Source organism: Streptomyces sp. NBC_01390, assembly GCF_045040105.1.
GTDB lineage: Bacteria > Actinomycetota > Actinomycetes > Streptomycetales > Streptomycetaceae > Streptomyces.
In genome coordinates this window covers 5019272-5041779 of sequence record NZ_CP109551.1, presented here as the reverse complement: position 1 = coordinate 5041779, position 22508 = coordinate 5019272, and the positions used below count along the sequence as shown (strand labels likewise).

The window sequence follows — 22508 nt, the reverse complement described above, 5'->3', positions numbered from 1 at the left end:
CGGGGCCCGGCGCGTGTTCACGGCTTCGGGCACGTCACCGTCGGGTTCCAGCGGGCGAACATGCCGCTGGGGTTCTTCTTCCAGAGCCAGACGTGCAGGTCGTAGTGGATCGGCATGCCGGGCTCGTGGCCCAGCATCGGACCGTCGAAGGGCACACCGAACAGGCTGGGGCGATCGTCGGCGGTCGCCAGATTCTGGTCCTTGTCCACCACGATCCACTCCGCGCCGACGAGCCTGCGCGACTCGGTGGCGGCGCTCTGCGCGGTGACAGCGGGGCCGTCCCCGTCCAGGGAGTCGAGGTCGTCGACCCAGCTCGCGTCGGAGGCCTCGTCCATCCAGTCCTCGTTGGCCCCGTTCTCGTACAGCAGAGCGGCCGGTTTCGCCGGATCGAGTGAACCGTAGAGCTTGTCGTTGATGTAGTGGAAGCCCATCCCGCCGAGTGTGGGGTGAGCCCCGCAGAAGGCGGGCTTGTAGCCGGCCGTGACGGCGAACGGGGCGTACTGGTACTTCGCTGTCGCTTCGAGCGCCTTGGCCAGCTCGGTCCAGACCGTGGGGTCGGCGGGGTCGCTCGGCGCCGAGTGTGCGGGCGCGACGGCCAGGGAGAGGGATGCGGCGGCCGTGGCGAGGGCGACGGTGAGCTTGAGTCGGCGGCGGGGCATGTGGGGACTCCTTGAGCGGGAGAGGCACCTGGAGGGGCGCCGGTCCGAGAGGCGCGCGAGGCGCCGGTCCGGTGTGCGGGCCTCCTCTCGTCCCGCCCGAGCAGCGTGTCCCGGGCCGTTCGGGGGCGCCACGCGAAGGGGCCCATTGGGCTGAGCACCCCGCTTCGGCCCAGGGGCCCGGCGACACGGACAAGGTGGGACGGGCGCGGCCTGTGGATAACTCCGGGGCTGTCGGTGCGGGCCCCTATGGTGGACGCAGTGGTCGAGGCGCGACGTACGGGGGACACGACGATGAGCGCGATGAGCGTGATGGGCGGGTCGGGTGTGATGACGGAAGCGGACGAGGGGCTGGGAGCAGTCGCGGTGTCGGCCGCGGCGGAGGACAGCGAGGCGCTGGCCACGCTGCACCGAGTCTTCGGGTACGACTCCTTCCGCGGTGAGCAGGCGGCCGTCATCGAGCATGTGGTGGCGGGCGGCGACGCGGTCGTTCTCATGCCGACCGGCGGCGGAAAGTCGCTGTGCTACCAGATTCCGTCCCTGGTCAGACCGGGTACGGGGATCGTCGTCTCGCCGCTCATCGCGCTGATGCAGGACCAGGTGGACGCACTGCGGGCGCTCGGCGTGCGGGCCGGGTTCATGAACTCCACGCAGGATTTCGACGAGCGGCGGGTGGTCGAGGCCGAGTTCCTCGCCGGTGAGCTGGACCTTCTGTACCTGGCTCCGGAGCGGCTGCGTCTGCAGTCGACCCTTGACCTGCTCTCCCGGGGGAAGATCGCTGTCTTCGCCATCGACGAGGCGCACTGTGTCTCGCAGTGGGGGCACGACTTCCGGCCCGACTACCTGGCGCTGTCGCTGCTGGGCGAGCGCTGGCCGGACGTTCCGCGGATCGCTCTCACGGCGACGGCCACGCACGCGACGCACCAGGAGATCACCGAGCGGCTGGGCATGCCGGACGCCCGTCACTTCGTGGCGAGCTTCGACCGGCCCAACATCCAGTACCGGATCGTGCCCAAGGCCGACCCCAAGAAGCAGCTGCTGTCCTTCCTGAAGGAGGAGCACGCGGGCGACGCCGGCATCGTCTACTGCCTCTCGCGCAACTCGGTGGAACGCACGGCGGAGTTCCTGTCCGCCAACGGTGTGCAGGCGGTGCCGTACCACGCGGGACTGGACGCGGGTACGCGCGCGGCGCACCAGTCTCGCTTCCTGCGGGAGGACGGTCTCGTCGTCGTCGCGACCATCGCCTTCGGGATGGGCATCGACAAACCCGACGTCCGGTTCGTCGCCCACTACGACCTGCCCAAGTCCGTCGAGGGCTACTACCAGGAGACGGGCCGCGCGGGGCGCGACGGACTGCCGTCCACGGCCTGGATGGCGTACGGACTGAACGACGTCATACAGCAACGGAAACTGATCCAGGGCAGTGAGGGTGACGAGGCCCATCGGCGCAGGTCCGCCGCGCACCTGGACGCGATGCTGGCACTGTGCGAGACGGTGCAGTGCCGGCGCAGTCAGCTGCTCGCCTACTTCGGCCAGGACCCGGAGCCGGGCGGCTGCGGCAACTGCGACACCTGCCTGGTGCCGCCCGACACCTGGGACGGCACGGTCGCCGCGCAGAAGGTGCTGTCGACGGTGTGGCGGCTGGAGCGTGAGCGGCGGCAGAAGTTCGGTGCGGTGCAGATCGTGGACATTCTGCTGGGCCGGCGCACCGCGAAGGTGATCCAGTTCGATCACGACCAGCTCTCCGTATTCGGCATCGGGGAGGAGCTGGCGGAAGGCGAATGGCGCGGGGTGGTCCGGCAGATGCTGGCGCAGGGACTCCTCGCGGTCGAGGGGGAGTACGGAACGCTGGTGCTGACCGAGGAGAGCGGGTCGGTACTGCGGCGCGAGCGGGACGTGCCGATGCGGAAGGAACCGAAGAAGACGGCGACCTCGCGGTCGGCCGGTGGCGGCGGCCGGGGTGAGCGGAAGGCGAAGGCGGCCGTGGTCGAGTTGCCCACGGAACTGCAGCCGGCGTTCGAGGCACTGCGGGCCTGGCGGGGTGAACAGGCCCGTGAGCAGGGCGTTCCGGCGTACGTCATCTTCCACGACGCCACGCTCAGGGAGATCGTCAGCGTGTGGCCCGAGTCGGTCGCTGAGCTGGGCGGAATCAGCGGGGTGGGCGAGAAGAAGCTCGTCACGTACGGGGAAGGCGTGCTGAAAACGCTCGCGGAGCTGGGCGGGGCGCCGGAGTTCGGGGCGGGGGCGGCACCCAGCTCCGCGGTCAGTGACGTCGAGGGCGTGAGATCCGGGCCGGGGCCGGACCGTACGGGCCCGGACGACTGGCCCGAGATGGAGATGGAGCCCGAGCCGGAGGACTGGATGTAAGGGGCGAGTCCAGGAGCTGGAGTCCTGGAGGGGCTGCGTGTAAGGGAGGAGACCAGGCGGGCTGCCGAGCCGGGACCGGCATCAGCCCGCGTTGGTTGTCGCCCCTTCGGGCGCCGACGTCTTGCGGGGCTGGGTGCGTCGGCTTCCTCCGGGTCGGCGGCAGGGTGGGTGTCCAGGTCAGCGTCGGACAGCGCGCCCCGCTCGCAGCTCCCCGGCGTTCCGCTCAGCTCGGCGGAGCGATCCTGCCTGTCACCTCGCCCAGGCCTACGCGGGTGCCGTCCGGGCCCGGGGCCCAGGCGGTGAGGGTGACCTCGTCGCCGTCCTCCAGGAAGGTGCGCTTGCCGGTGGGGAGGTCGAGGGGCCGGGTGCCGTTCCAGGTGAGTTCGAGGAGGGAGCCGCGTTCTCGTTCGGTGGGGCCGCTGACCGTGCCCGAGCCGTAGAGGTCACCGGTGCGCAGGGATGCACCGTTGACGGTCATGTGGGCGAGTTGCTGGGCGGCTGTCCAGTACATGGTGGAGAAGGGGGGCTCGGAGACGGTGTGGCCGTTCACGGCGACGGAGATACGCAGGTCGTAGCCGCCGGGCTCTTCCTCGGCGTCGTCGAGGTAGGGAAGCAGCGGGTGGGTGCGGGTGGGCGGGGAGAGCCGGGCATCCTCCAGGGCGTCCAGCGGGGTGATCCACGCCGAGACGGACGTGGCGAAGGACTTGCCGAGGAACGGGCCCAGAGGGACGTACTCCCAGGCCTGGATGTCGCGAGCGGACCAGTCGTTCAGGAGGCAGAGGCCGAAGACGTGGTCCCGGAAGGCGGACAGGGCCACGGGGTTGCCCATGGACGACGGCGTACCCACCACGAAACCGACCTCCGCCTCGATGTCCAGGCGGACCGACGGGCCGAAGAGCGGGGCCGGGTCGGTGGGGGCCTTGCGCTGACCCGAGGGGCGTACGACCTCGGTGCCGGAGACCACGACCGTGCCCGAGCGGCCGTGGTAACCGATCGGCAGGTGCTTCCAGTTGGGGGTCAGGGAGTCCGCGGCGTCGGGGCGGAAGATCTGGCCGACGTTCCGGGCGTGGTTCTCGGAGGCGTAGAAGTCGACGTAGTCCGCGACCTCGAAGGGGAGGTGCAGCGTCACCGAGGAGAGGGGGTGCAGGAGCGGGGCGACGGCGTCCTGGTGGGACGGGACGGTGACCCAGGCGGTGAGGGCACGTCGGATGTCGGACCAGGTCGTGCGGCCGGCGGCGAGAAGGGGGTTGAGAGTCGGGCGGGCCAGTACGGATACATAGGGGGAGCCGAGTGCGGCGGCTGCGGCACCCGCGTCGAGGACGTGGTCGCCGAGCCGGACGCCGACCCGGCGTTCCGTGGAGCCGGCCGGGGAGAACACACCGTACGGAAGGTTGTGCGGGCCGAAAGGGTCGCCCTCGGGGACATCGAAGGGGGGCATGGGGTGCTGCCTCGCTCTCGTGTGGCCATGTGGTCGCGCCACAGGTTACGGGTGAGTCGCCGACTCAGGGCAGTGTTCCCAGTGTCTAAAGAGTTCGTAATGTCCGGATAAGTGTTGTCCGGAGTCGATGATTCCGGCTTAGCGTCCTTTGGGGGGACACGGGCGGGGTGGGTCCGGTCCGTAGGGGGGACACGTGGGGGGACCCGTGGCCAGGAACAGCAGTGTGCCGTTTTCGGCCGACCATGCCGTGCCGGCGCTGATCGTGAAGTTCGGTGACTATCCACTGCACCACGGAGGCGTCGGGGCCATCCGCAGTCTGGGACGGCTGGGCGTTCCGATGTACGCGATCACCGAGGACCCTTACACGCCCGCGGCATCGTCGCGTTATCTGCGGCGTGCGTTCGTCTGGCCGACCACCGGGACCGAGGAACCGGAGCGGCTCGTCGAGGGGTTGCTGCGGATCGGGAAGCGGATCGGGCGTCCCGCTGTCCTCGTTCCCACGGACGAGGAGGCGGCCGTACTGATCGCCGAGCGGCAGGAGGAGCTCGGCGGCGCGTTTCTCTTCCCGCGCGTGGAGGCGGGGCTGCCGCGCCGGCTCGCCAGCAAGCAGGGGCTGCACGAGTTGTGCGTGGAGCACGGCATACCGACTCCGTCCGCCGCCTTTCCGCGGTCGTACGACGACATCGAGCGGTTCGCGCGGACGGCCAGGTTCCCGGTGGTGGCCAAGAACCGGGAGGCGTTCGTGCGGCGCGCCCGGCCTGCCGTCAACGGCACTACCCGCATCGCGAGCCGGGAGGCGCTGCTGTCCCTGGCCCGTGACTGGGGTGAGCGTCCCGGCGTGATCCTTCAGGAGTACCTGCCCCGGGAGGAGGCCGAGGACTGGATCGTCCACGCCTACTTCGACGCGGACTCGAATCCGCGGGCGCTGTTCACGGGGGTGAAGGTCCGTTCCTGGCCGCCGCACGCAGGAATGACGGCAAATGCGTACGTCGTCGACAATCCGGAACTCGCGGACCTCGCCGCACGTTTCATCAAACAGATCGGCTTCACCGGAATCATCGACCTCGACCTGCGCTTCGACCGGCGCGACGGACAGTACAAACTCCTCGACTTCAACCCGCGGATGGGCGCCCAGTTCCGGCTCTTCGAGAGCGAGTCGGGAGTGGACGTCGTGCGGGCCATGCATCTCGATCTGACCGGGCGTGCCGTTCCGGAGGGGGAACAGCGCGCCGGGCACCGGTACATCGTGGAGAACATCGACCTGCCCGCCCTCCTCGCCTACCGACGCAGCGGCTACACGACGCCGCACGCGCCGACCCGGGCGAGCGGGACGGAACTGGCCTGGCTCGCGGGTGACGACCCGCTGCCGTTCCTCACGATGCTCGCCCGGTTCGTGCGGCCGGGCGCGAAGCACCTGTACCAGCTGTGGCGGACCAGCCGCCGTGGCGTCGCCGGTGGCGTCGGCTGAGAGCCGGAGCTGCCGACGGGGGCCGGGGTGCCGGTGCGGTGCGGGCACGGGTGCGGTGCGGTGGCAGTGAGTACAGAACACAGAGCAACACGAAGTGGCGAAGCAGCGTCCTGGGGAGGGACTTCGTGAACCATCCAGTAGCGATTATCGGCGCGGGACCGTTCGGACTGTCCACGGCCGCGCATCTGCGGGCGCGTGGCATCCCGGTGCGGGTGTTCGGCGAGCCCATGGTGAGCTGGCGGGACCACATGCCCGCCGGGATGCTCCTGAAATCCACACCGTCGGCCTCCAGTATCGACGCCCCGCAGCGTGGTCACACCCTGGCGGACTACTGCGACGCGGTGGGGGCGCCCCGGCTGGTCACCGACGAGGACATCATCCCGGTGGAGACGTTCATCGCGTACGGCGAGTGGTTCCAGCAGCGGCTCGTGCCCGAGTTGGAGCGGGTGCGGGTGGTGTCCGTGGACCGGCGCCACAAGGGCACGGGCAGCGGGGGCGGCTTCGAACTCAAGCTGGACTCGGGCGAGTTGTTCACCGCACGGGCGGTCGTGGTGGCCACGGGGCTGTCAGGGCTCGCGCATCTGCCCCCGGAGCTGGCGGCCGCGGCGCCGGACGGGCCCTCGCCCACGGGACCGGTGTCCCACAGTTCGCAGCATCATGACCTGAGCCGATTCGCGGGCAGGGAGCTGATCGTCGTCGGGGCGGGCCAGTCCGCGCTGGAGACGGCGGTACTGGCGGCGGAGGCGGGGGCACGGGTACGGGTGGTGTCGCGGGGGAGCGGTCGCGTCGCCTTCGGTGCGCCCCCTTGGCGGCAGCCCAGGCTGCGACCCGAGTCGCCGTTCGGCAACGCGTGGTCGCTCTGGGCCCTCACCTACTATCCGCACCCCTACCGCTACCTCCCGGCCCGGGCCCGCCACTACCTGGTCCGCCGGGTTCTGGGACCGCTCGGTGCGTGGTGGCTGCGCGACCGGTTCGAGGGCAAGGTGCAGGTGAGCGAGGTCGCACGGATCGTCCGGGCGGGAGTCACCGGAGTAACGGGAGTAATGGGGGCTGTGGAGGTCGCGGGCTCGGCTGAGGCGGAGGGCGCGCAGGGCGCCAAGAGTGCGCCGAAGGGGGACGGTTCGGGGAGCGGGGTGGGCTTCGTCGGGGGGCACCCGGTGCTGACTGTCCAGGAACCCGGCGGCCGTACGCGGGAGTTGTCGGCCGACCATGTGATAGCCGCGACCGGCTACCGCGTCGACATCGCCGCGATGGACTTTCTCGGGCATGAACTGCGTACGGAGCTGGCGGTGAGCCGGGGGACGCCGAGGCTCGGTGCCGGGTATGTGTCCTCGGTGCCCGGGCTGTACTTCACCGGCTTGCCGGCGGCCGCTTCGTACGGCCCGGTGATGCGGTTCGTGTGCGGTACGGAGTTCGCGTCACCGCGGCTGGCGGGGCATCTGGCGGCGGCGCACGGGTAGGGCTCGGGTATGGCTCGGGTTTCTGGTCCCGTGGGTCAATGCGGGGCGCGCTCGATCTTGTGAACCGGCGGCTCGCCGTACCGCGTCGTCGTGTGGCTCCCGTCCCCCTGCGCCAATGCCCGCCCCGTGCCTGCGGCAGGAACTGGCGTAGGCACGGGGGGTGTTGCTGGAGAGAGGCCGAACGTCGTCCGGTTCGGACGGAGACCGATGGGCCGAACGATCCGTATTCTCTGGATCATGGCCGCTCCCACCGCATACGCACTTATCGCCACCGACCTGGACGGAACGCTTCTGCGTGCCGACGACACGCTCTCCGACCGGTCGCGCGCCGCGCTGGCGCTCGCCACGGCCGCCGGCGCCCGGCATCTGGTCGTGACGGGACGGCCGGCGCCGAGAGTCCGGCCGCTGCTCGACGACCTCGGTGCCGGGGGGCTCGCGGTGTGCGGGCAGGGGGCGCAGGTGTACGACGCCGGCGCGGACCGTCTGCTGTGGTCGGTGACCCTGGACCAGGAGCTGGCGGAGACCGCGCTCGGCAAGATCGAGGCCGAGGTCGGGCAGGTGTACGCCGCTGTCGATCAGGACGGTGTGGACGGGCTCACGCTCATCGAGCCGGGCTATCTGATGCCGCACCCGACGCTGCCCGCGGTACGGGTACGGCACCGGGACGACCTGTGGGCCGAGCCCATCAGCAAGGTACTGCTGCGCCACCCGTCCCTGTCCGACGACGAGTTGGCGTCGGCGGCGCGCGGAGCGGTCGGTTCCCTCGCGACGGTCACCATGTCGGGGCCGGGCACGGTCGAACTCCAGCCATGCGGCATCACCAAGGCGACGGGGCTCGCGCTGGCCGCCGAGTATCTCGGGCTGACCTCGGCCGCCACCATCGCCTTCGGTGACATGCCCAATGACATCCCGATGTTCGACTGGGCGGCCCACGGAGTCGCCATGGCCAACGCCCATCCCGAACTCAAGGCCGTGGCGGACGAGGTCACCCTCTCGAACGAGGACGACGGCATCGCGGTGGTGCTGGAGCGGTTGTTCGGGGGCGGGTCGGTCCGGTAGCGCCGGTAGCGCCGGTAGCGCCGGTAGCCCCGGTAGCCCCGGTAGCCCCGGTAGCCCCGGTAGCCCCGGTAGCCCCGGGGCTACCGCCCTCCGGTCCGCCCAGGCCCGGGTCTACCGGACCTGGGCCTGGGCGGCTACTGGTCTTCGGGCGAGCCGGCCCGGGGTCGGACTAGTAGGCCCCGAACACGTTGTCGATCGATCCGTAGCGAGCCGCCGCGTAGTTGCAGGCGGCGGTGATGTTCGCGATCGGGTCGTAGGGATCGAACGAGGTGCCGGCGACGTGGTACGCGGCGAAGGTCGGGTCGATGACCTGGAGGAGGCCCTTGGAGGGGGTGCCGGCTGCCGCGTTCGAGTCCCAGTTGTTGATGGCGTACGGGTTGCCCGACGACTCGCGCATGACGTTGCGGTAGATGCCGTCGTACGTTCCGGGGATGCCGTGCTGGGCCATGATGTCGAGCGACTCGCGGATCCAGCCGTCCAGGTTGTTCGCGTAGTACGTCGTCGTGGACGACGTGGCCGACGGGGCGGCCGATGCCGCCGTCGCGGTCAGGAAGGGGAGGGCCAGGGCTACGGCGGCCGTTCCGGTGATGGCGACGGTGCGCGTGAGCCTGAACGGGCGGCGTGCGGCTCTCGCGGGGTGGTGCTGACCTCGTACGGGCATGGTGGGTCCTCTCCGGCGCCTGCGAGGTGAGCTGTCGGGTTCGGGCGGGAGATGCCCGGCCGGGCGCGCGGTCGGCGCACGGCTTCACCCCGAGCCGGACCGGCGCGAACGCCCGGACCGGCGGCTTACCTGGGTCCCCCGCTCCTGCCTGCGTGAGTCATGTGTGTGGGTGGGTTTGCTGCTCTGCGGGCGGTGGCAGGATTCGGCGGTCCGCCCGGTGTGGCGCGAAACGTATGCGAGAGCACATGGATCGAACAAGGGGCAGAAATGCAGGACTTACCCATTTGGGGTGCTCATTACGGATAAAAGGGGCAAGTGGGAGATGGTGCCTGAGAGGCAACTTGCCTTTAGCGAATGGGTAGTTTGCGAAGTGCGGGCGAAGGGAGGTCGCCGTGGGCGTGACTCGAATCACGGGCCGGGGGTAGTCGTGACACGAGTGGGATGAGCAAGGGGTTTGGGGTATTTGATGCAGCTTGAAGGCTCATGTCCATTGCGTGGTACTGCGACATGTTGCGAGGCGTTGTGGGTGGCGGAACCTCTGGCGCGGTCCGTGACGTTGTTGTGGTGACGGTCGCGGTGAACGGTGGGGATGAGGTGACACATGCGCGTGAGAGCCCGTCGGCGGGGCGCGGGATGCTTATAAATGTCCATGCTTTGGACTGATCAAAAACATTCCGGTCGTGATCCGATAACGCCTGGCCTGGACGGGCGGGCGCTAGCGGTGATCGAAACGTGACCGGATACGCTGACTCGAGTGATGGCAGCGATCTATCGACACACCGTGTGACCGCCAGTAGACACCAGCAGACAGGAGATCCCTCGTGACCGTCGTCGGGCCGTTCGGGCTGAGCGTGCGGGACCAGGCTCTCGAAGCCGATGTCCAGGCCGGATTGGCGGCTGTCGAGGAAGGGTTGCTCGAAGCCACCAAGAGCGAGGTCCCCTTCATCACGGAGGCCGCGCAGCATCTCGTGCGTGCGGGCGGGAAGCGGTTCCGGCCACTCCTCGTGATGCTCGCGGCACAGTTCGGGGACCGGCACGCGCCGGGCATCGTGCCGTCCGCGGTGGTGGTGGAGCTGACCCACCTCGCGACGCTGTATCACGACGACGTCATGGACGAGGCCGAGGTTCGCCGAGGTGTGCCCAGCGCCAACACACGCTGGGGGAACTCCGTCGCGGTCCTCACCGGGGACTTCCTGTTCGCGCGGGCCTCGCACATCCTCGCCGACCTCGGGCCCGAGGCGGTTCGGGTGCAGGCGGAGGCGTTCGAGCGGCTGGTGACCGGGCAGATCCTGGAGACGGCGGGACCGTCGGACGGCCGGGACCCCGTCGAGCACTATCTGGACGTGCTGGGCGGGAAGACCGGGTCGCTGGTGGCCGTGGCCTGCCGGTTCGGGGCGATGATGTCCGGGGCCGACGACAGTGTCGTGGATGTGCTCACCCAGTACGGGGAGCGGCTCGGGGTCGCCTTCCAGCTCGCGGACGACGTGCTGGACATCGCGTCCGACTCCCACGAGTCGGGCAAGACGCCCGGGACGGATCTGCGGGAGGGCATTCCCACGATGCCCGTGCTGCGGTTGCGGGAGCGGGTGGCCCGGCTGGGGCTCGCCGAGGACATCGCGTTGTGCGAGTTGCTGGACTCCGACCTGAGTGACGACGCCCGGCACGCGGAGGCGCTGGCCCGGCTGCGGGCGCATCCGGCGCTGGAGCAGGCCCGGCGGGACACCGTGCGGTACGCGGAGGATGCCCGGGCCGCGTTGGCGCCGCTGGTGGAGTGCGACGCGAAGGCCGCCCTGGTGGAGATGTGCGACGCGGTGGTGCATCGGGCCGGCTGAGGAGTCGGGCCCCGTCGGCCCTCACCGAGCCCTGGCCCCCTAGGGGTCAGGGGAAGCTACGCCTCCTCATGTCATCCCGTAGCAGTACACGGAGTTGAGCCCAAGGTCTGACGATTCCTCCTCGTCGATTTGGTGAGATGGAAACCAACCACTCCTCACCGGTTCGGGTGAGAATGGCGGCTCAGGGTGGACAAGTGTGGGACGGACAGCCGCCGCCGACGACGGAGGTAAGGCACACATGGCACCGTACGAAGAGGCCAAGGCCGGTAACCGGATCGAGGCCGAGATCGAGGCCGAGGACGTGCCGTCCCGGCGCCGCAAGGCCGCGCGGTACGCCGCCCCGGCCGCGGTGATCGGTCTGACGGTCGCGACGATCGGGCTGGTACCGGCGTTCGCCGGCTCCGGTGACCCCGATCTGCCGAAGATCAGCGCGCAGCAGCTCATCGAGAAGATCGCCGCGTCGGACGTACAGCAGTTGTCCGGCACGGTGAAGATCAGTACGGATCTGGGACTGCCCGACCTCGGCGGCCTGGAGAGCGGCCTTCTGTCGGGCGGTGGCCTCGGCGGGGCTTCCGACGGCTCGGGGTCGGCCGCCGATCCGAGCGCCAAGCTCCTCGCACTGGCGTCCGGCACACACACGATCCGCGTCGCCGCGGACGGCCCCGACAAGCAGAAGCTGTCGCTGCTGGAGAAGGCCGCCGAGTACAGCGTGATCCACAACGGCGACGAGGTGTGGGCGTACGACAGCGCGTCGAACGAGGCCTACCACGCCACGGCCCCCGCGTCCGAGAGCGGCAAGGACAAGGGCGACAGCAAGGGCAAGGACCAGCTCCTGCCCGGTGACGACACGGGCGCCACGCCCGGGGAGCTCGCCCAGGAGGCACTGAAGGCGGTCGACGGCACGACCTCAGTGACCGTCGACGGCACCGCCCAGGTCGCCGGCCGTGACGCCTACAAGCTGGTCATCAAGCCGAAGGCGTCCGGGTCCACGGTCGGGGCGATCAGCATCGCGGTCGACTCGAAGACCGGGACCCCGCTGAAGTTCACGCTCACCCCGGCGAGCGGCGGTGCCGCTGTCGTGGACGCCGGTTTCGTCGACGTCGACTTCGCCAAGCCCGCCGCCTCGACCTTCGACTTCACCCCGCCCAAGGGCACGAAGGTCACCGAGGAGGGCGCGGGCAACGCCGAGGAGGCACCGAGCACGGAGCGCGGCAAGGAGTTCGGCAAGGGCTTCGGCAAGGAGTTCGACGGCGACCACAAGGGACCTGAGGGTCACGGGTCGGCGGACGGCCTCGAAGGCGATGGCGGCAAGGTCATCGGCGAGGGCTGGAACTCCATCCTCACGTTCGACTCGGGGGCCGAGAGCGGTGTGCCGTCGGGCGGCGGCTCGTCCGACGCCGGTGCCTTCGGCGGCTTCCTCGACTCCTTCGGCGACAAGGTCACCGGCGACTTCGGCTCGGGCACGGTCTACAAGACCCGCCTGATCAACGCCCTGGTGACGGACGACGGCAAGCTCTACGTCGGCGCCGTCACGAAGGACGCCCTGGTCAAGGCGGCGAACGCAGCCCAGTAACGCCCGTACGGGAACCGTCGTACGCGCTTGACGATTGAGGGAGCCCATGGAGGAACCGTCCGCCACGGAGCCGCAGGAGGTGCCCCCGGGTGACGACGCGGTCATCGTCACCCGGGCCCTCACCAAGCGCTACCGCGGCGGACAGCTCGCCGTCGACGCCCTCGACCTCACCGTGCCGGCGGGCAGCGTCTTCGGCTTCCTCGGGCCCAACGGCTCCGGCAAGACGACGACCATCCGCATGCTGATGGGCCTGATCGAGCCGACGTCGGGTACGGCGCGGGTGCTGGGGCGGCCGATGCCCCGCGCCACCCGCGCCGTCCTGCCCCACGTCGGCGCGCTCATCGAGGGTCCCGCGCTGTACGGCTTTCTCTCCGGCCGCGACAACCTCGTCCGGTACGACGCCGCCGACCCGACCGCCGATCCGCGCACCCGGCGAGCGCGCGTCGCGACGGCGCTGGACCGGGTGGGCCTGACGGCCGCCGCCGGCAAGAAGGCCAAGGCGTACTCGCTGGGCATGAAGCAGCGGCTCGGCCTCGCGGCGGCACTGCTCCAGCCGCGCCGACTGCTCGTCCTCGACGAGCCGACCAACGGGCTCGATCCGCAGGGGATGCGCGAAATCCGCTCCCTGGTACGGGAGCTGGCGTTGGACGGCACCACTGTCTTTCTCTCCTCCCATCTCCTCGACGAGATCGAGCAGGTCTGTACGCACGCGGCCGTGATGGCGCAGGGGCGGCTGATCACCCAGGGCGCGGTGGCCGAGTTGGCCGCCGGGGCCCGTGGCCGACTGGTCGTGACGACGCCCGATCCGGCGGACGCGGCCCGAGTACTCAAGGAACAGGGCGTCGGCGACGTGGTCGTGACCGACGACCGGGTGACCGGCGAGGTGCCGGAACGCGACCGTGAACTGGCCGAGCTGAACGCCGCACTGGTCGGGGCGGGCATCCGCGTCCGGGGCTTCGGTGTAGAACGGGCGTCCCTCGAAGACGCGTTCGTGGCGCTGACGGGGGAGGGCTTCGATGTCGCGGGCTGAGACCGAGACCGAAACCGGGACCGAAACCGGGACCGGGACCGGGACCGAGGCCGAGGCCGAAATCGAGGTGACGCCGCCGCGGGCGCAGAGGGCGCCGTCCCGGCCCAACCTCCTCTGGAGCCTGAGCCTGTTCCGCAGCGAGCTCGTCATCACCTTCCGGCGCTGGCGGACCCTCGCGCTGCTCGCCGTGCTCGCCGCCGTACCGATCGTCGTCGGTATCGCCGTGAAGATCGAGACGAGCGACGGTTCGTCAGCCGTCGGCGGCGGCCCCGGGGGCGGCGGGGGACCGGCATTCATCTCGCAGATCAGCAACAACGGTTTGTTCCTGGTGTTCACCGCACTGGCCGCGACCCTTCCCTTCTTCCTGCCGATGGCCATCGGAGTCATCGCGGGCGACGCGATCGCCGGCGAGTCGAGCGCGGGCACGCTCCGCTATCTCCTGGTCGCCCCGGCCGGCCGCACCCGCCTGCTGCTCACCAAGTACGCGACCACGATGACGTTCTGCCTGGTGGCGACGCTGGTGGTGGCGGTCTCGGCGTTCACGGTCGGCGCGGTCCTCTTCCCGCTCGGCGATGTGATGACGATCTCCGGTACGAGCATCAGCTTCTCGGAGGGACTCGGGCGGGCGCTGCTGATCGCGCTGGTCGTCGCCGCGTCACTGATCGGACTGGCGGCGCTCGGCCTGTTCGTCTCCACTCTGACGACCAGCGGCATCGCGGCGATGGCGACGACCGTCGGGCTGCTCATCACCGTCCAGATCCTCGACCAGATCCCCCAGCTGCACGCACTCCAGCCCTACTTCTTCTCCCACTACTGGCTGTCCTTCGCCGACCTCATGCGCGAACCGGTCTACTGGGACGACCTGGTGAAGAACCTCGGCATCCAGGCCGTGTACGCGGCGGTGTTCGGCTCGGCCGCCTGGGCACGCTTCACGACGAAGGACATCACGGCCTGAACCCCGGCCCCAAAACGTGGCAGACGCCCACGGGGGCGCCCGCCGCGCCGCCCCCTGACCGGGCTCAGCCCTCCACGCGGCCCGAGACCAGAATCCCGCCGCCCTGCATCCAGGTGAGGAAGACACCGGCGCCGGCCGGTGTGTACGCGGGTATCTCGGTCCCGGTCGGCAGGGCCTTCGGAGTGCCCGTCGAGGCCGGGATCTCGACGGCGACGCGCGGGTCCGAGCCGGGGACGGTTCCGTACGCCGTGCCGTCGTCGCGCACGGAGTCGATCACCATGTCCTTGCGACCCTCGTCCCCGCCCACACCCTTGGCGAGACAGGCCGCGCTGCCCTTCTGGATGTCGAAGAGCATCCAGCCGTAGGCGAGATAGCGGCCGCTGGGGGAGACGGACGTCAGGACACTGTCGCCGAGGACGGTGTCATCGCTGTCGAACGTCTGCGTGAGCGTGCGGTCACGGCACTCGGTGCGCAGCAGGACCTTGCCGGTCGCGGCGTCGTGCACGGTCCGCACAGTGTCCTCGGAACCGTCCTCGTTGGCGTCCCCCGAGGGAGCCCAGGAGGCGACCACCTTGCCGTCGGCGACCGTCTCGGCGGTGCCGTTGACCAGCTCAGTGCCGAAACCGCCGGACTGTTCGGCGGCGGCGCCCTCGGGAGCCACATCCCTGCTGGACCAGCCGCCGGGCACGCCGAACCCGCCGCCGGACGCGTTCGCCACGGGCCCCTGCCCGCTCACCCCGACGACTGTGCCCTTGTCGTCGTACGACGTGACCTTGCCGCTCGTGACATCGATCGCCGCGGAGTGGTGGTCGGAGCCGTCGGCCCAGCTGACGAGGGCCTGGCCCGCGCCGCCGTCACGGACGACGGCCTCGCCCTGGGCGGTGCCGTCGTTCGCCGTCACGGGGACGTCGACGGTACGCAGCGGCGCGACCGTGTTCCCGGAGGCGTCGGCCGGGTACACCACGGCCTGGACGATCTCCTTGCCGTCGTGCAACTCGTCCTTGCCGTCCAGCCCGTGTGCCCACGCGACGAAGTACTCGCGCCCGCCCGCGCCGACCGCGGTCACCGAAGCGGGGGCGATGGCTGCGGGGTCGTATCCCGCGGAGTCGTCCAGCGACCCCGGCGGGGTCCAGGGGGCGCTGGTCCACAGCACCTTGCCCGTGGTGACCTTGCGTACCTGCACATACATCTCCGCCTGGTCGGCGACCACGTACGCGACGGTCCCCGAACCGGGTGCGACGGCGACGGGCGCGGTCTCGGAGCCCTCTCGCACCCAGGACAGCTCCTGGTCCCAGCCACGGTCGGCGTCGTAGCCGGCGGGGACGGTCAACTCGACGAGCGAGCCGCCCGGTTGGGCGTCTCCCTCGGCATCACCGGAGCCGCCGGCTCGGTCGGCCCTCTCGGGCTGCGCCGACCCGCCGCAGCCGACGAGGACCAGCCCCGCCACGACGGCCGCGGCCGCAACTCTCGTACCCGTACGCGCACTCGCACGTGAAACGTGCATGGAACGTTCCTTCCCCCGTACCGAATCGACGACCTGCCGGCCTGCCGACCCGCTCACCGATCTTGCCGATCTTGACATCCGTACGATGCCATCGCCAGTGCGGTACGGGGGAGTTGGACCATGAACCATGTGCGCTTTACGCGCTTTACTCCGACAACTCCCACACGGCGTACGCGGCGGCGTCGCTGTTGCGGTCGAGGGCGGTGTCGTTGATGTTGGCCGAGGTGTCGCAGGACGAGTGGTAGCAGCGGTCGAACGCCAGGCCCGACGTACCGCCCCACTTGGTCGCCTGCGCCGCCGTCTTGATGTAGTCGGCGCCGCTGAACAGGCCACCGACGGGGATGCCCACGTTCTTGAAGGGCGCGTGGTCGGAGCGGCCGTCGCCCTCGGTCTCGATCTCGGTCGGGACGCCGATGCCCGCGTAGTAGTCCTTGAAGGTCTGCTCGATGGTCGGGTCGTCGTCGTAGACGAAGTAGCCGGGGTTCGGCGAGCCGATCATGTCGAAGTTCAGATAGCCCTTGATGCGCGAACGGTTCGCGGAGGAGAGGTTGTTGACGTAGTACTTGGACCCGAGCATGCCCAGTTCCTCCGCTCCCCACCAGGCGAATCGCAGGTGCTTGGTCGGCTGGTACTGGGCGCGGGAGACGGCGAGCGCGATCTCCAGAATGCCCGCCGAGCCGCTGCCGTTGTCGTTGATACCGGCGCCGGCGGTCACGCTGTCGAGGTGCGAGCCCGACATGATCACCTGGTTGGTGTCGCCGCCGGGCCAGTCGGCGATCAGGTTGTAGCCGGTACGGCTGGACGCGGTGAACTGCTGGATGGTCGTGGTGAACCCGGCCGCGTCCAGTTTGGCCTTCACGTAGTCGAGCGAGGCGCGGTAGCCGGTTCTGCCGTGCGCCCGGTTGCCGCCGTTGGCGGTGGCTATGGACTGCAACTGGGCCAGATGCGCCTTGACGTTGGCCACGGGCAGGTCGGGTGCGGCGGCGAGGGTGACGGCCGCTGCGGAGTTCGCGGAGTCGGGGGCGGAGACCGCGCCTGCTGCCGTGCCCGTGGTGAGGAGCGCGGTGGAGGCGAGCACGGTGACGGCGACAGCGGTGGCTGCGGCGCGTCCGGGAACCGAGAGCTTCATGTGGGGGGGCTCCGAATTCCTTTGGGAATCACAGGGATTCCACAGTGGATAGGTGCCTGGATGGTGAAGCTCTGGCTAACGGTTCGTCAAGAGCGCTATCTGGACAGCGAGTTCGCATATCGGATGAACATGGACATGACCAGTGTCATGATCGGTGGCATGACCAGCGACATGACTAGTGCACGCAGAATTCGTTCCCCTCCGGATCTCCCAACACTCCGTTCTAGCGGTTCTGGAGTGTCGGCATGGTGGCATCGGTCCTGGTCAAGCCCCGTAGCGGGGAACCGTCCGTCCCTACCGAGGGGATGACGACCACTCGCAACCCCCTAGCCGGGACGGTCTACACCGAGACGCTACGGGGCGTGCGGTGCGTCCGACTCTCGGTACTCACGGACGAGACCACCAGCCCCGAGCGGCAGCGCGAAGCCGACGACATAGCGGCGGGCTCGCTCAATATCGCGTTCGGCGAGGGTGACGGGCTCCGCGAAGCCGTGGACCTTGACGTGTCCGCGAGCAAGGTTTCCCCGTTCGACCGTCCCGCGCTCGGGCAGTGGCTCGCCCGTCCCGACGAGTTCGACGCGCTTGTCTGGTGGCGCTTCGACCGTGCCATCCGGTCCATGAGCGACATGCACGACCTAGCGAAGTGGGCGAAGCAACACCGAAAGATGCTCGTCTTTGCCGAGGGCATCGGCGGGGGTCGGCTGGTGTTCGACTTCCGCAACCCCATGGACCCCATGTCCGAACTCATGATGATGATGCTTGCCTTTGCCGCCCAAGTGGAGTCGCAGAGCATCAGCGACCGAGTAACCGGAGCCATGGCAGCCATGCGCCGGATGCCGCTTCGGTGGCGGGGTGGCGGCAAGCCCCCGTACGGCTGCATGCCCGCCCCCATGCCCAAGGAACACGGCGGGATCGGCTGGACGCTCGTGCCCGACCCGGACGCCGTACTGATCATTGAGCGAATCGTTCGAGAGCTGTTGGAAGGCAAGACCGCTTCCGCCGTGGCAATCGGGCTCAATGAGGACCAGGTCCCGAGCCCGCGTGATCACTGGGCAGTGAAGCAGAACCGTGCCAAGGGTGGACGGCCCGGCGGAGCCAAGGGACTCATCCGAGACGCGTTCAACTGGAACCCCACCGTGCTAACCCGGATGCTCAAGAACCCGACGTTGCTCGGGTGGAAGATGCACCAGGGCAAGCCCGTCCGGGACGACCAGGGCAACCCGATCATGAGCACCGAAACACCGATCATGACCCGCGAGGAGTTCGACCGTATCGGGGCGCTGCTCGGCTCCCGCAGCATCGAGAACGGGGACCGCACGGATACCGACGCGCTTCTGTTGCGCGTGATCCACTGCGACTCGTGCGGGGGCCGCATGTACCTGAACAAGCAGAAGAGCAAGAAGAACCAAGCCCCTGTCTACAAGTGCAACTTTCACGCGCGGGGCGGCAACTGCGACGCTCCCGCGCACATCCGGGGTGACTGGGTGGACGAGCACGTAACCGCCGAGTTCCTGCGACTGGTCGGACCGATCCAGACGAAACACGTAGTCGAGATTCCAGGCTATGACCCCGAGCCCGAGCTACGCGCCACCCTCGCCGAGTTCGAGGAACACCAGAAGCAAGAGGGACGCCAGAAGTCCCGGCACGCGCGGCAGGCATGGCAGGAACGTGCGGACGCGTTGGACAACCGCATAGCCGAGCTGGAGACCCGCGAAAAGGTAGAACCGCGACGCGTCGTGACCCCCACGGGCCGCACGTTCGCGGACGAGTGGACAGCCGCAGACACAGCGAGCCGGCGAGCCATGCTCATTGAAGCGGGGGCGCGGCTGGACGTCCGGCGCGGCACCCGTGGCGGATGGCGGAAGCTGGACACGTCCCGCGTGGACTTCACCATGACGGGCGAACTGGACCCCGCAGCGGAAGGCGTGGCCGTAGCCGCTGCGGACACCGAAGCCGAAGTCAACGGGACTGACGTTCTCCCGGTGCCCGGTTCCGTGGCACGGCTCGCGGAGACCACGGCCGAACCGGTGCACAGCCTCGCCGAGCCCGCTGCCGAGCTGGTGCCCGAGCGGGCTCCGGTCCTCGCGTAAGACCCCTGTACTGCCCTGAGTCAGCCCCGGCAGTCCATGTGACCGCCGGGGCTGACTTGTGCCCGCACTCGGACGCTCGGGGCTCGGGACGGGCAGCGCGACCAGCGGACAGCCCATGACGGTATGACGGATAGACCTACTTTTTTGAATGCACATAGAAAAATAGAGAGAAAACCAAAACGGCATCCGAACCGTCATCCCGTCATAGCCCCGAACGGCGCGGGGAGACCTTCCGTCCTTACTACTCCCGGAAGCAAGTGGACGAGCGGGACCAACGCCCCGAGGGCGGGAGACCTTCCGTCCCTACTACTTCCGAGAGAGGGACCAGGGACTACCGCGCACCCCGCTAGCCCGGAAACGGCGGACCGAGTGCCCACCCTCACCAACAGCTCTGCCCGTGCACCACGCACCCGTTCGGGGTGGCCGCAGGGGTCGTGAGGCAGAGCGCGGGGAGATCACACCGCCCATGAGTAACCGGCTCGTCCGCGAGTCGCTGAAACGGGTTGTAAGCCCGTGTGGTCTCCCCACCTTGTCCGGACCGGTCTCGCCGGCGAGGACGACCAGCCCACTGACCCAACGGTAGAGGTGCGCGGTACCGGCCCCGGATCGGGGATGTCGGCCGCAGAGTTCCCCGGTTCAAGTCCGGGGGTGGGCACGCAACGACGAGCACCAGGACGACGACCAGGGGGTGAGCATGCGGTGTGTTGACTGCACCGAGCCCGCCACTCACCGGGGCCGCTGCGAGGGTCACCACCAGATCTACGAACGGCGTGCTTCGGTACGTGCTCGGCGGGTCCGTCGCGCGGTGCTGGTCCGGGTGTTCTCGGGGGCCGCTCGGCTCCGTGCTCTGGTCGGTGCCCGTGGTGGTGCCCGATGTGCCCGGTGCGGGTCGCTCGTCCTCGCGGACGTGGTGGACGTGGACCATGTACAGCCGCTCGCCCTCGGTGGCGAGGACACGGACACGAACGTTCAACCCCTTTGCCACGGATGCCACTTGGCCAAGACCCGTGAGGACTTCGGGGTCACGTCGCCCCCGTTCTGACACTGCGCCGGATCGCACCGCGATGGAGGCTCGCCCTAACTCCTCAGCACGTGATACGACTTCCGCCCGAAGACCGAGTCTCAAAGGTGGGGGCACACATGAGTACCGCAGCACAGGAAGTGCCATGGACCAGCGTGGTACTTGCCGCAGTGGGGGTGTCCACACTCGTCTCCACACTGGTGGCGCTGTCCTGGCAGTTCGTCATGTGGAGATGGTCCGGGGCGCGCATCGTCCCGACACTGACTCCGCTTACCGCCTACCAAATCGGCGCGAAGCCTGTTCCTGTGATCTCCATTCAGGCAGCCAACAGAGGCCGCGGAGCGTGCGAGGTCACACAGTGGTACTTGGAAGATGGCTCCGACAAGGGCATGGTCATTCTCAATCACGTGATCGGTTCGGCGGAACTTCCGGTGAAGCTGGAAGGGCTGCATTCGCGCTCATGGATGGTGCAGCAAGTGCCCGTCGTTAAGGCACTGAGAGAGGGTGGGAAAGACCGTGTCCGACCGGTTGTGATCATTGGTTCGGGTAAGAGATTCAAGGGTAAATGGGTGGCTGTCAGTGACTTCAAGGAAGTCGATACGGCAACGACAGCTTGATTCCGAGCGCATCAGCCCCGGCTAGTAATGGTAGTCGGGGCTTTTGTGTGCCCACCCCATGCCGCTGGGAAGTGATCCCCCATGCCCCGGAAGCCTCGCCCCCCTTGCTCTGTCCCCGGCTGCCCCGAACTCACCACGGGTGCCCGCTGTGTGCACAGTGCGGGTCGCTCGTCCTCGCCGACGGGGTCGACGTGGACCATGTGCGGCCCCTCGCGATGGGAGGGACCGACACGGACGGCAACGTTCAAGTGCTGTGCCGGGGGTGCCACCAGCTCAAGACCGCAACGGAGTTCGGGCGCGCGGTCTAGCGCTGTACCCACCACATTCCCGCTGACCCGCCGGCTGTGGTGACCAGGGTGACGAGCCACCCGGGGATGCGCTGAACGGTCAATTGCAACACGCCAACACGAAGTTCGAGCGCTGGACGGGGGTCAATCTCGGATTTCATGACGTCCTCTCTCACTGGTCTTGGTCTGACTAAAGCGCAATTCCCTGCATTGTGCAATTTTCTGCATAAAGGTTGCAATGCATCGTGCAATTTTCTGCATAAAGGTTGCAATGGAAGAAGACAATTTCCGGAGGTGTATTAATGCCTCATAAACCCCGCCCCCCGTGCTCGGTACCCGGGTGCCCCGAGTTGACCCGAGCCGGCGGGCGCTGCCCGAAGCACCAGAGGGAAGCGGACAAGGATCGGGCGTCACGTGGTGGCGCTGTCTACACCACGCGGTGGCAGCGCATCCGGAAGGCGTACCTGTACGCCAACCCGTGGTGTGTGCTGTGCGGTCGCGCGGCGAACGTGGCGGACCACTTCCCGCTGTCCCGACGCGAGTTGATTGCGAGGGGCGAGGCGAACCCGGATGCGGCGAGGCATCTTCGCCCTCTGTGCGTGACGTGCCACAACGGCGAGACCGCACGGAACCAGCCCGGTGGGTTCGCTGCTGAGGCTCGGTCTCGGCGTGAGTCGTTCGAGCGTCCGCCGTTCTGACCAGGGGGTGACCCCCGCCCCCTCCGCTAGCTGAGCGGCAGGGAGGCAAAAAACTCGCGCCGCAGCTACCGCCCTTTGCGCGGGGCTCTGCGCTGCCCACATGACCAGCTCACGACCCATGGGAGGGGTGAGGAATGGCAGACCCAACGCGTAAGACACCGCCGTTGCAGGTGATCCGCGAGGGGAACCCCGGCAAGCGCCCCGTTTCCGAGGGGGTGCGGGTTCCGCCCGCCGAGCTGTCCGAGCCCGATTGGCTGGACACGTTCGGGGATGCTGGTGGAGATCAGCGCGCGGTGAACGCCCGGTGCCGGGAAGTCGCTTCCCGCGAGTGGCAACGCGTCGTCCCCGTGCTGGAGTTCACGGCCGGTATCGGCACCGTGGACACCGCCACGCTTACGGACTACTGCATTTGCGTCGCCCGTATCGACCAGTGCGAGCGCGAGATTTCCGCGAACGGGATTCTCATGCAGGGCGAGCGCGGGATGCAGAAGAACGGCGCTACCACGATCGTCGGGCAGTACCGCACTCAGCTTGCCCGGTACATCGGGGAACTCGGCTTGTCCCCGTCGGCCCGTGGCCGGCTGACACCGCCGGATGACCGCGGGGGCGAGGATGACGGGATCTTCGACTGACGCTCTTCCCGTCCCGCTGGACGCTCTGCAC

18 protein-coding genes and 1 riboswitch are annotated in these 22508 nt (G+C 68.9%); of the genes, 13 read left to right on the top strand and 5 right to left on the bottom strand.

What is annotated here, in order from left to right; all coding sequences use genetic code 11:
- Nucleotides 1-17: 17 nt before the first annotated feature.
- The gene (locus OG241_RS22700; protein WP_405817335.1) at nt 18-659 is read right to left on the bottom strand and encodes a hypothetical protein; all 642 of its coding nucleotides are present in this window, start codon (nt 657-659) and stop codon (nt 18-20) included.
- A gap of 309 nt (nt 660-968) precedes the next feature.
- On the opposite strand from OG241_RS22700, the gene recQ reads away from it, so the two are divergent.
- The gene (gene recQ / locus OG241_RS22695) at nt 969-3023 is read left to right on the top strand and encodes a DNA helicase RecQ (protein ID WP_405826372.1); all 2055 of its coding nucleotides are present in this window, start codon (nt 969-971) and stop codon (nt 3021-3023) included.
- Between the two features lie 223 nt (nt 3024-3246).
- Here recQ and fahA read toward each other — a convergent pair whose 3' ends face one another.
- A complete protein-coding gene (fahA, locus tag OG241_RS22690; RefSeq protein WP_405817334.1) occupies nt 3247-4461 on the bottom strand; it encodes a fumarylacetoacetase in 1215 nt (404 codons plus the stop codon).
- A gap of 223 nt (nt 4462-4684) precedes the next feature.
- Here fahA and OG241_RS22685 point away from each other — a divergent pair, with 223 nt between their 5' ends.
- The 3 genes from OG241_RS22685 to OG241_RS22675 all read left to right on the top strand — a co-directional run bounded on the left by OG241_RS22685 (nt 4685) and on the right by OG241_RS22675 (nt 8448).
- A complete protein-coding gene (locus OG241_RS22685) occupies nt 4685-5929 on the top strand; it encodes an ATP-grasp domain-containing protein (protein WP_405817333.1) in 1245 nt (414 codons plus the stop codon).
- Between the two features lie 125 nt (nt 5930-6054).
- Complete coding sequence (locus tag OG241_RS22680) at nt 6055-7389, top strand: NAD(P)-binding domain-containing protein (RefSeq protein ID WP_405817332.1); 1335 nt, start codon at nt 6055-6057, stop codon at nt 7387-7389.
- Nucleotides 7390-7626: 237 nt separating this feature from the next.
- Nucleotides 7627-8448, top strand: a complete 822-nt coding sequence (locus tag OG241_RS22675; protein WP_405817331.1) for an HAD family hydrolase — start codon at nt 7627-7629, stop codon at nt 8446-8448.
- 169 nt (nt 8449-8617) lie between these two features.
- Here OG241_RS22675 and OG241_RS22670 read toward each other — a convergent pair whose 3' ends face one another.
- Nucleotides 8618-9109, bottom strand: a complete 492-nt coding sequence (locus OG241_RS22670; protein ID WP_405817330.1) for a transglycosylase SLT domain-containing protein — start codon at nt 9107-9109, stop codon at nt 8618-8620.
- Nucleotides 9110-9112: 3 nt separating this feature from the next.
- Nucleotides 9113-9279: riboswitch (cyclic di-AMP (ydaO/yuaA leader) on the bottom strand.
- A gap of 651 nt (nt 9280-9930) precedes the next feature.
- Here OG241_RS22670 and OG241_RS22665 point away from each other — a divergent pair.
- The 4 genes from OG241_RS22665 (at nt 9931) to OG241_RS22650 (ending at nt 14499) form a co-directional block, all read left to right on the top strand.
- Complete coding sequence (locus OG241_RS22665) at nt 9931-10941, top strand: polyprenyl synthetase family protein (protein ID WP_405817329.1); 1011 nt, start codon at nt 9931-9933, stop codon at nt 10939-10941.
- A 238-nt stretch (nt 10942-11179) separates the two neighbouring features.
- Entirely contained in the window at nt 11180-12514 is a 1335-nt protein-coding gene (locus OG241_RS22660) for a LolA family protein (RefSeq protein WP_405817328.1), read from the top strand.
- 46 nt (nt 12515-12560) lie between these two features.
- The gene (locus tag OG241_RS22655; protein WP_405817327.1) at nt 12561-13544 is read left to right on the top strand and encodes an ATP-binding cassette domain-containing protein; all 984 of its coding nucleotides are present in this window, start codon (nt 12561-12563) and stop codon (nt 13542-13544) included.
- Nucleotides 13531-14499, top strand: a complete 969-nt coding sequence (locus tag OG241_RS22650; protein WP_405817326.1) for an ABC transporter permease — start codon at nt 13531-13533, stop codon at nt 14497-14499. Before OG241_RS22655 ends, OG241_RS22650 begins: the two co-directional genes overlap by 14 nt.
- Nucleotides 14500-14563: 64 nt before the next feature.
- Here the strand turns inward: OG241_RS22650 and OG241_RS22645 are convergent, their stop codons facing one another.
- Nucleotides 14564-16003, bottom strand: coding sequence for a hypothetical protein (locus OG241_RS22645; RefSeq protein WP_405817325.1), 1440 nt, complete (start codon nt 16001-16003; stop codon nt 14564-14566).
- Nucleotides 16004-16148: 145 nt separating this feature from the next.
- Complete coding sequence (locus OG241_RS22640) at nt 16149-17132, bottom strand: M28 family metallopeptidase (RefSeq protein WP_405817324.1); 984 nt, start codon at nt 17130-17132, stop codon at nt 16149-16151.
- A 305-nt stretch (nt 17133-17437) separates the two neighbouring features.
- Here OG241_RS22640 and OG241_RS22635 point away from each other — a divergent pair, with 305 nt between their 5' ends.
- The 5 genes from OG241_RS22635 (at nt 17438) to OG241_RS22615 (ending at nt 22477) form a co-directional block, all read left to right on the top strand.
- A complete protein-coding gene (locus tag OG241_RS22635) occupies nt 17438-19222 on the top strand; it encodes a recombinase family protein (RefSeq protein WP_405817323.1) in 1785 nt (594 codons plus the stop codon).
- Nucleotides 19223-19916: 694 nt separating this feature from the next.
- Nucleotides 19917-20264: an HNH endonuclease gene (locus OG241_RS22630; RefSeq protein ID WP_405817322.1), complete on the top strand. Its 348-nt coding sequence runs from the start codon at nt 19917-19919 to the stop codon at nt 20262-20264.
- 98 nt (nt 20265-20362) lie between these two features.
- Nucleotides 20363-20860: a hypothetical protein gene (locus OG241_RS22625; RefSeq protein ID WP_405817321.1), complete on the top strand. Its 498-nt coding sequence runs from the start codon at nt 20363-20365 to the stop codon at nt 20858-20860.
- Nucleotides 20861-20907: 47 nt separating this feature from the next.
- On the top strand, nt 20908-21168 hold the full coding sequence (locus OG241_RS22620; RefSeq protein WP_405817320.1) for an HNH endonuclease: 261 nt from the start codon (nt 20908-20910) through the stop codon (nt 21166-21168).
- 847 nt (nt 21169-22015) lie between these two features.
- Nucleotides 22016-22477, top strand: a complete 462-nt coding sequence (locus tag OG241_RS22615) for a phage terminase small subunit P27 family (protein ID WP_405826370.1) — start codon at nt 22016-22018, stop codon at nt 22475-22477.
- The last annotated feature ends 31 nt before the right edge of the window (nt 22478-22508 follow it).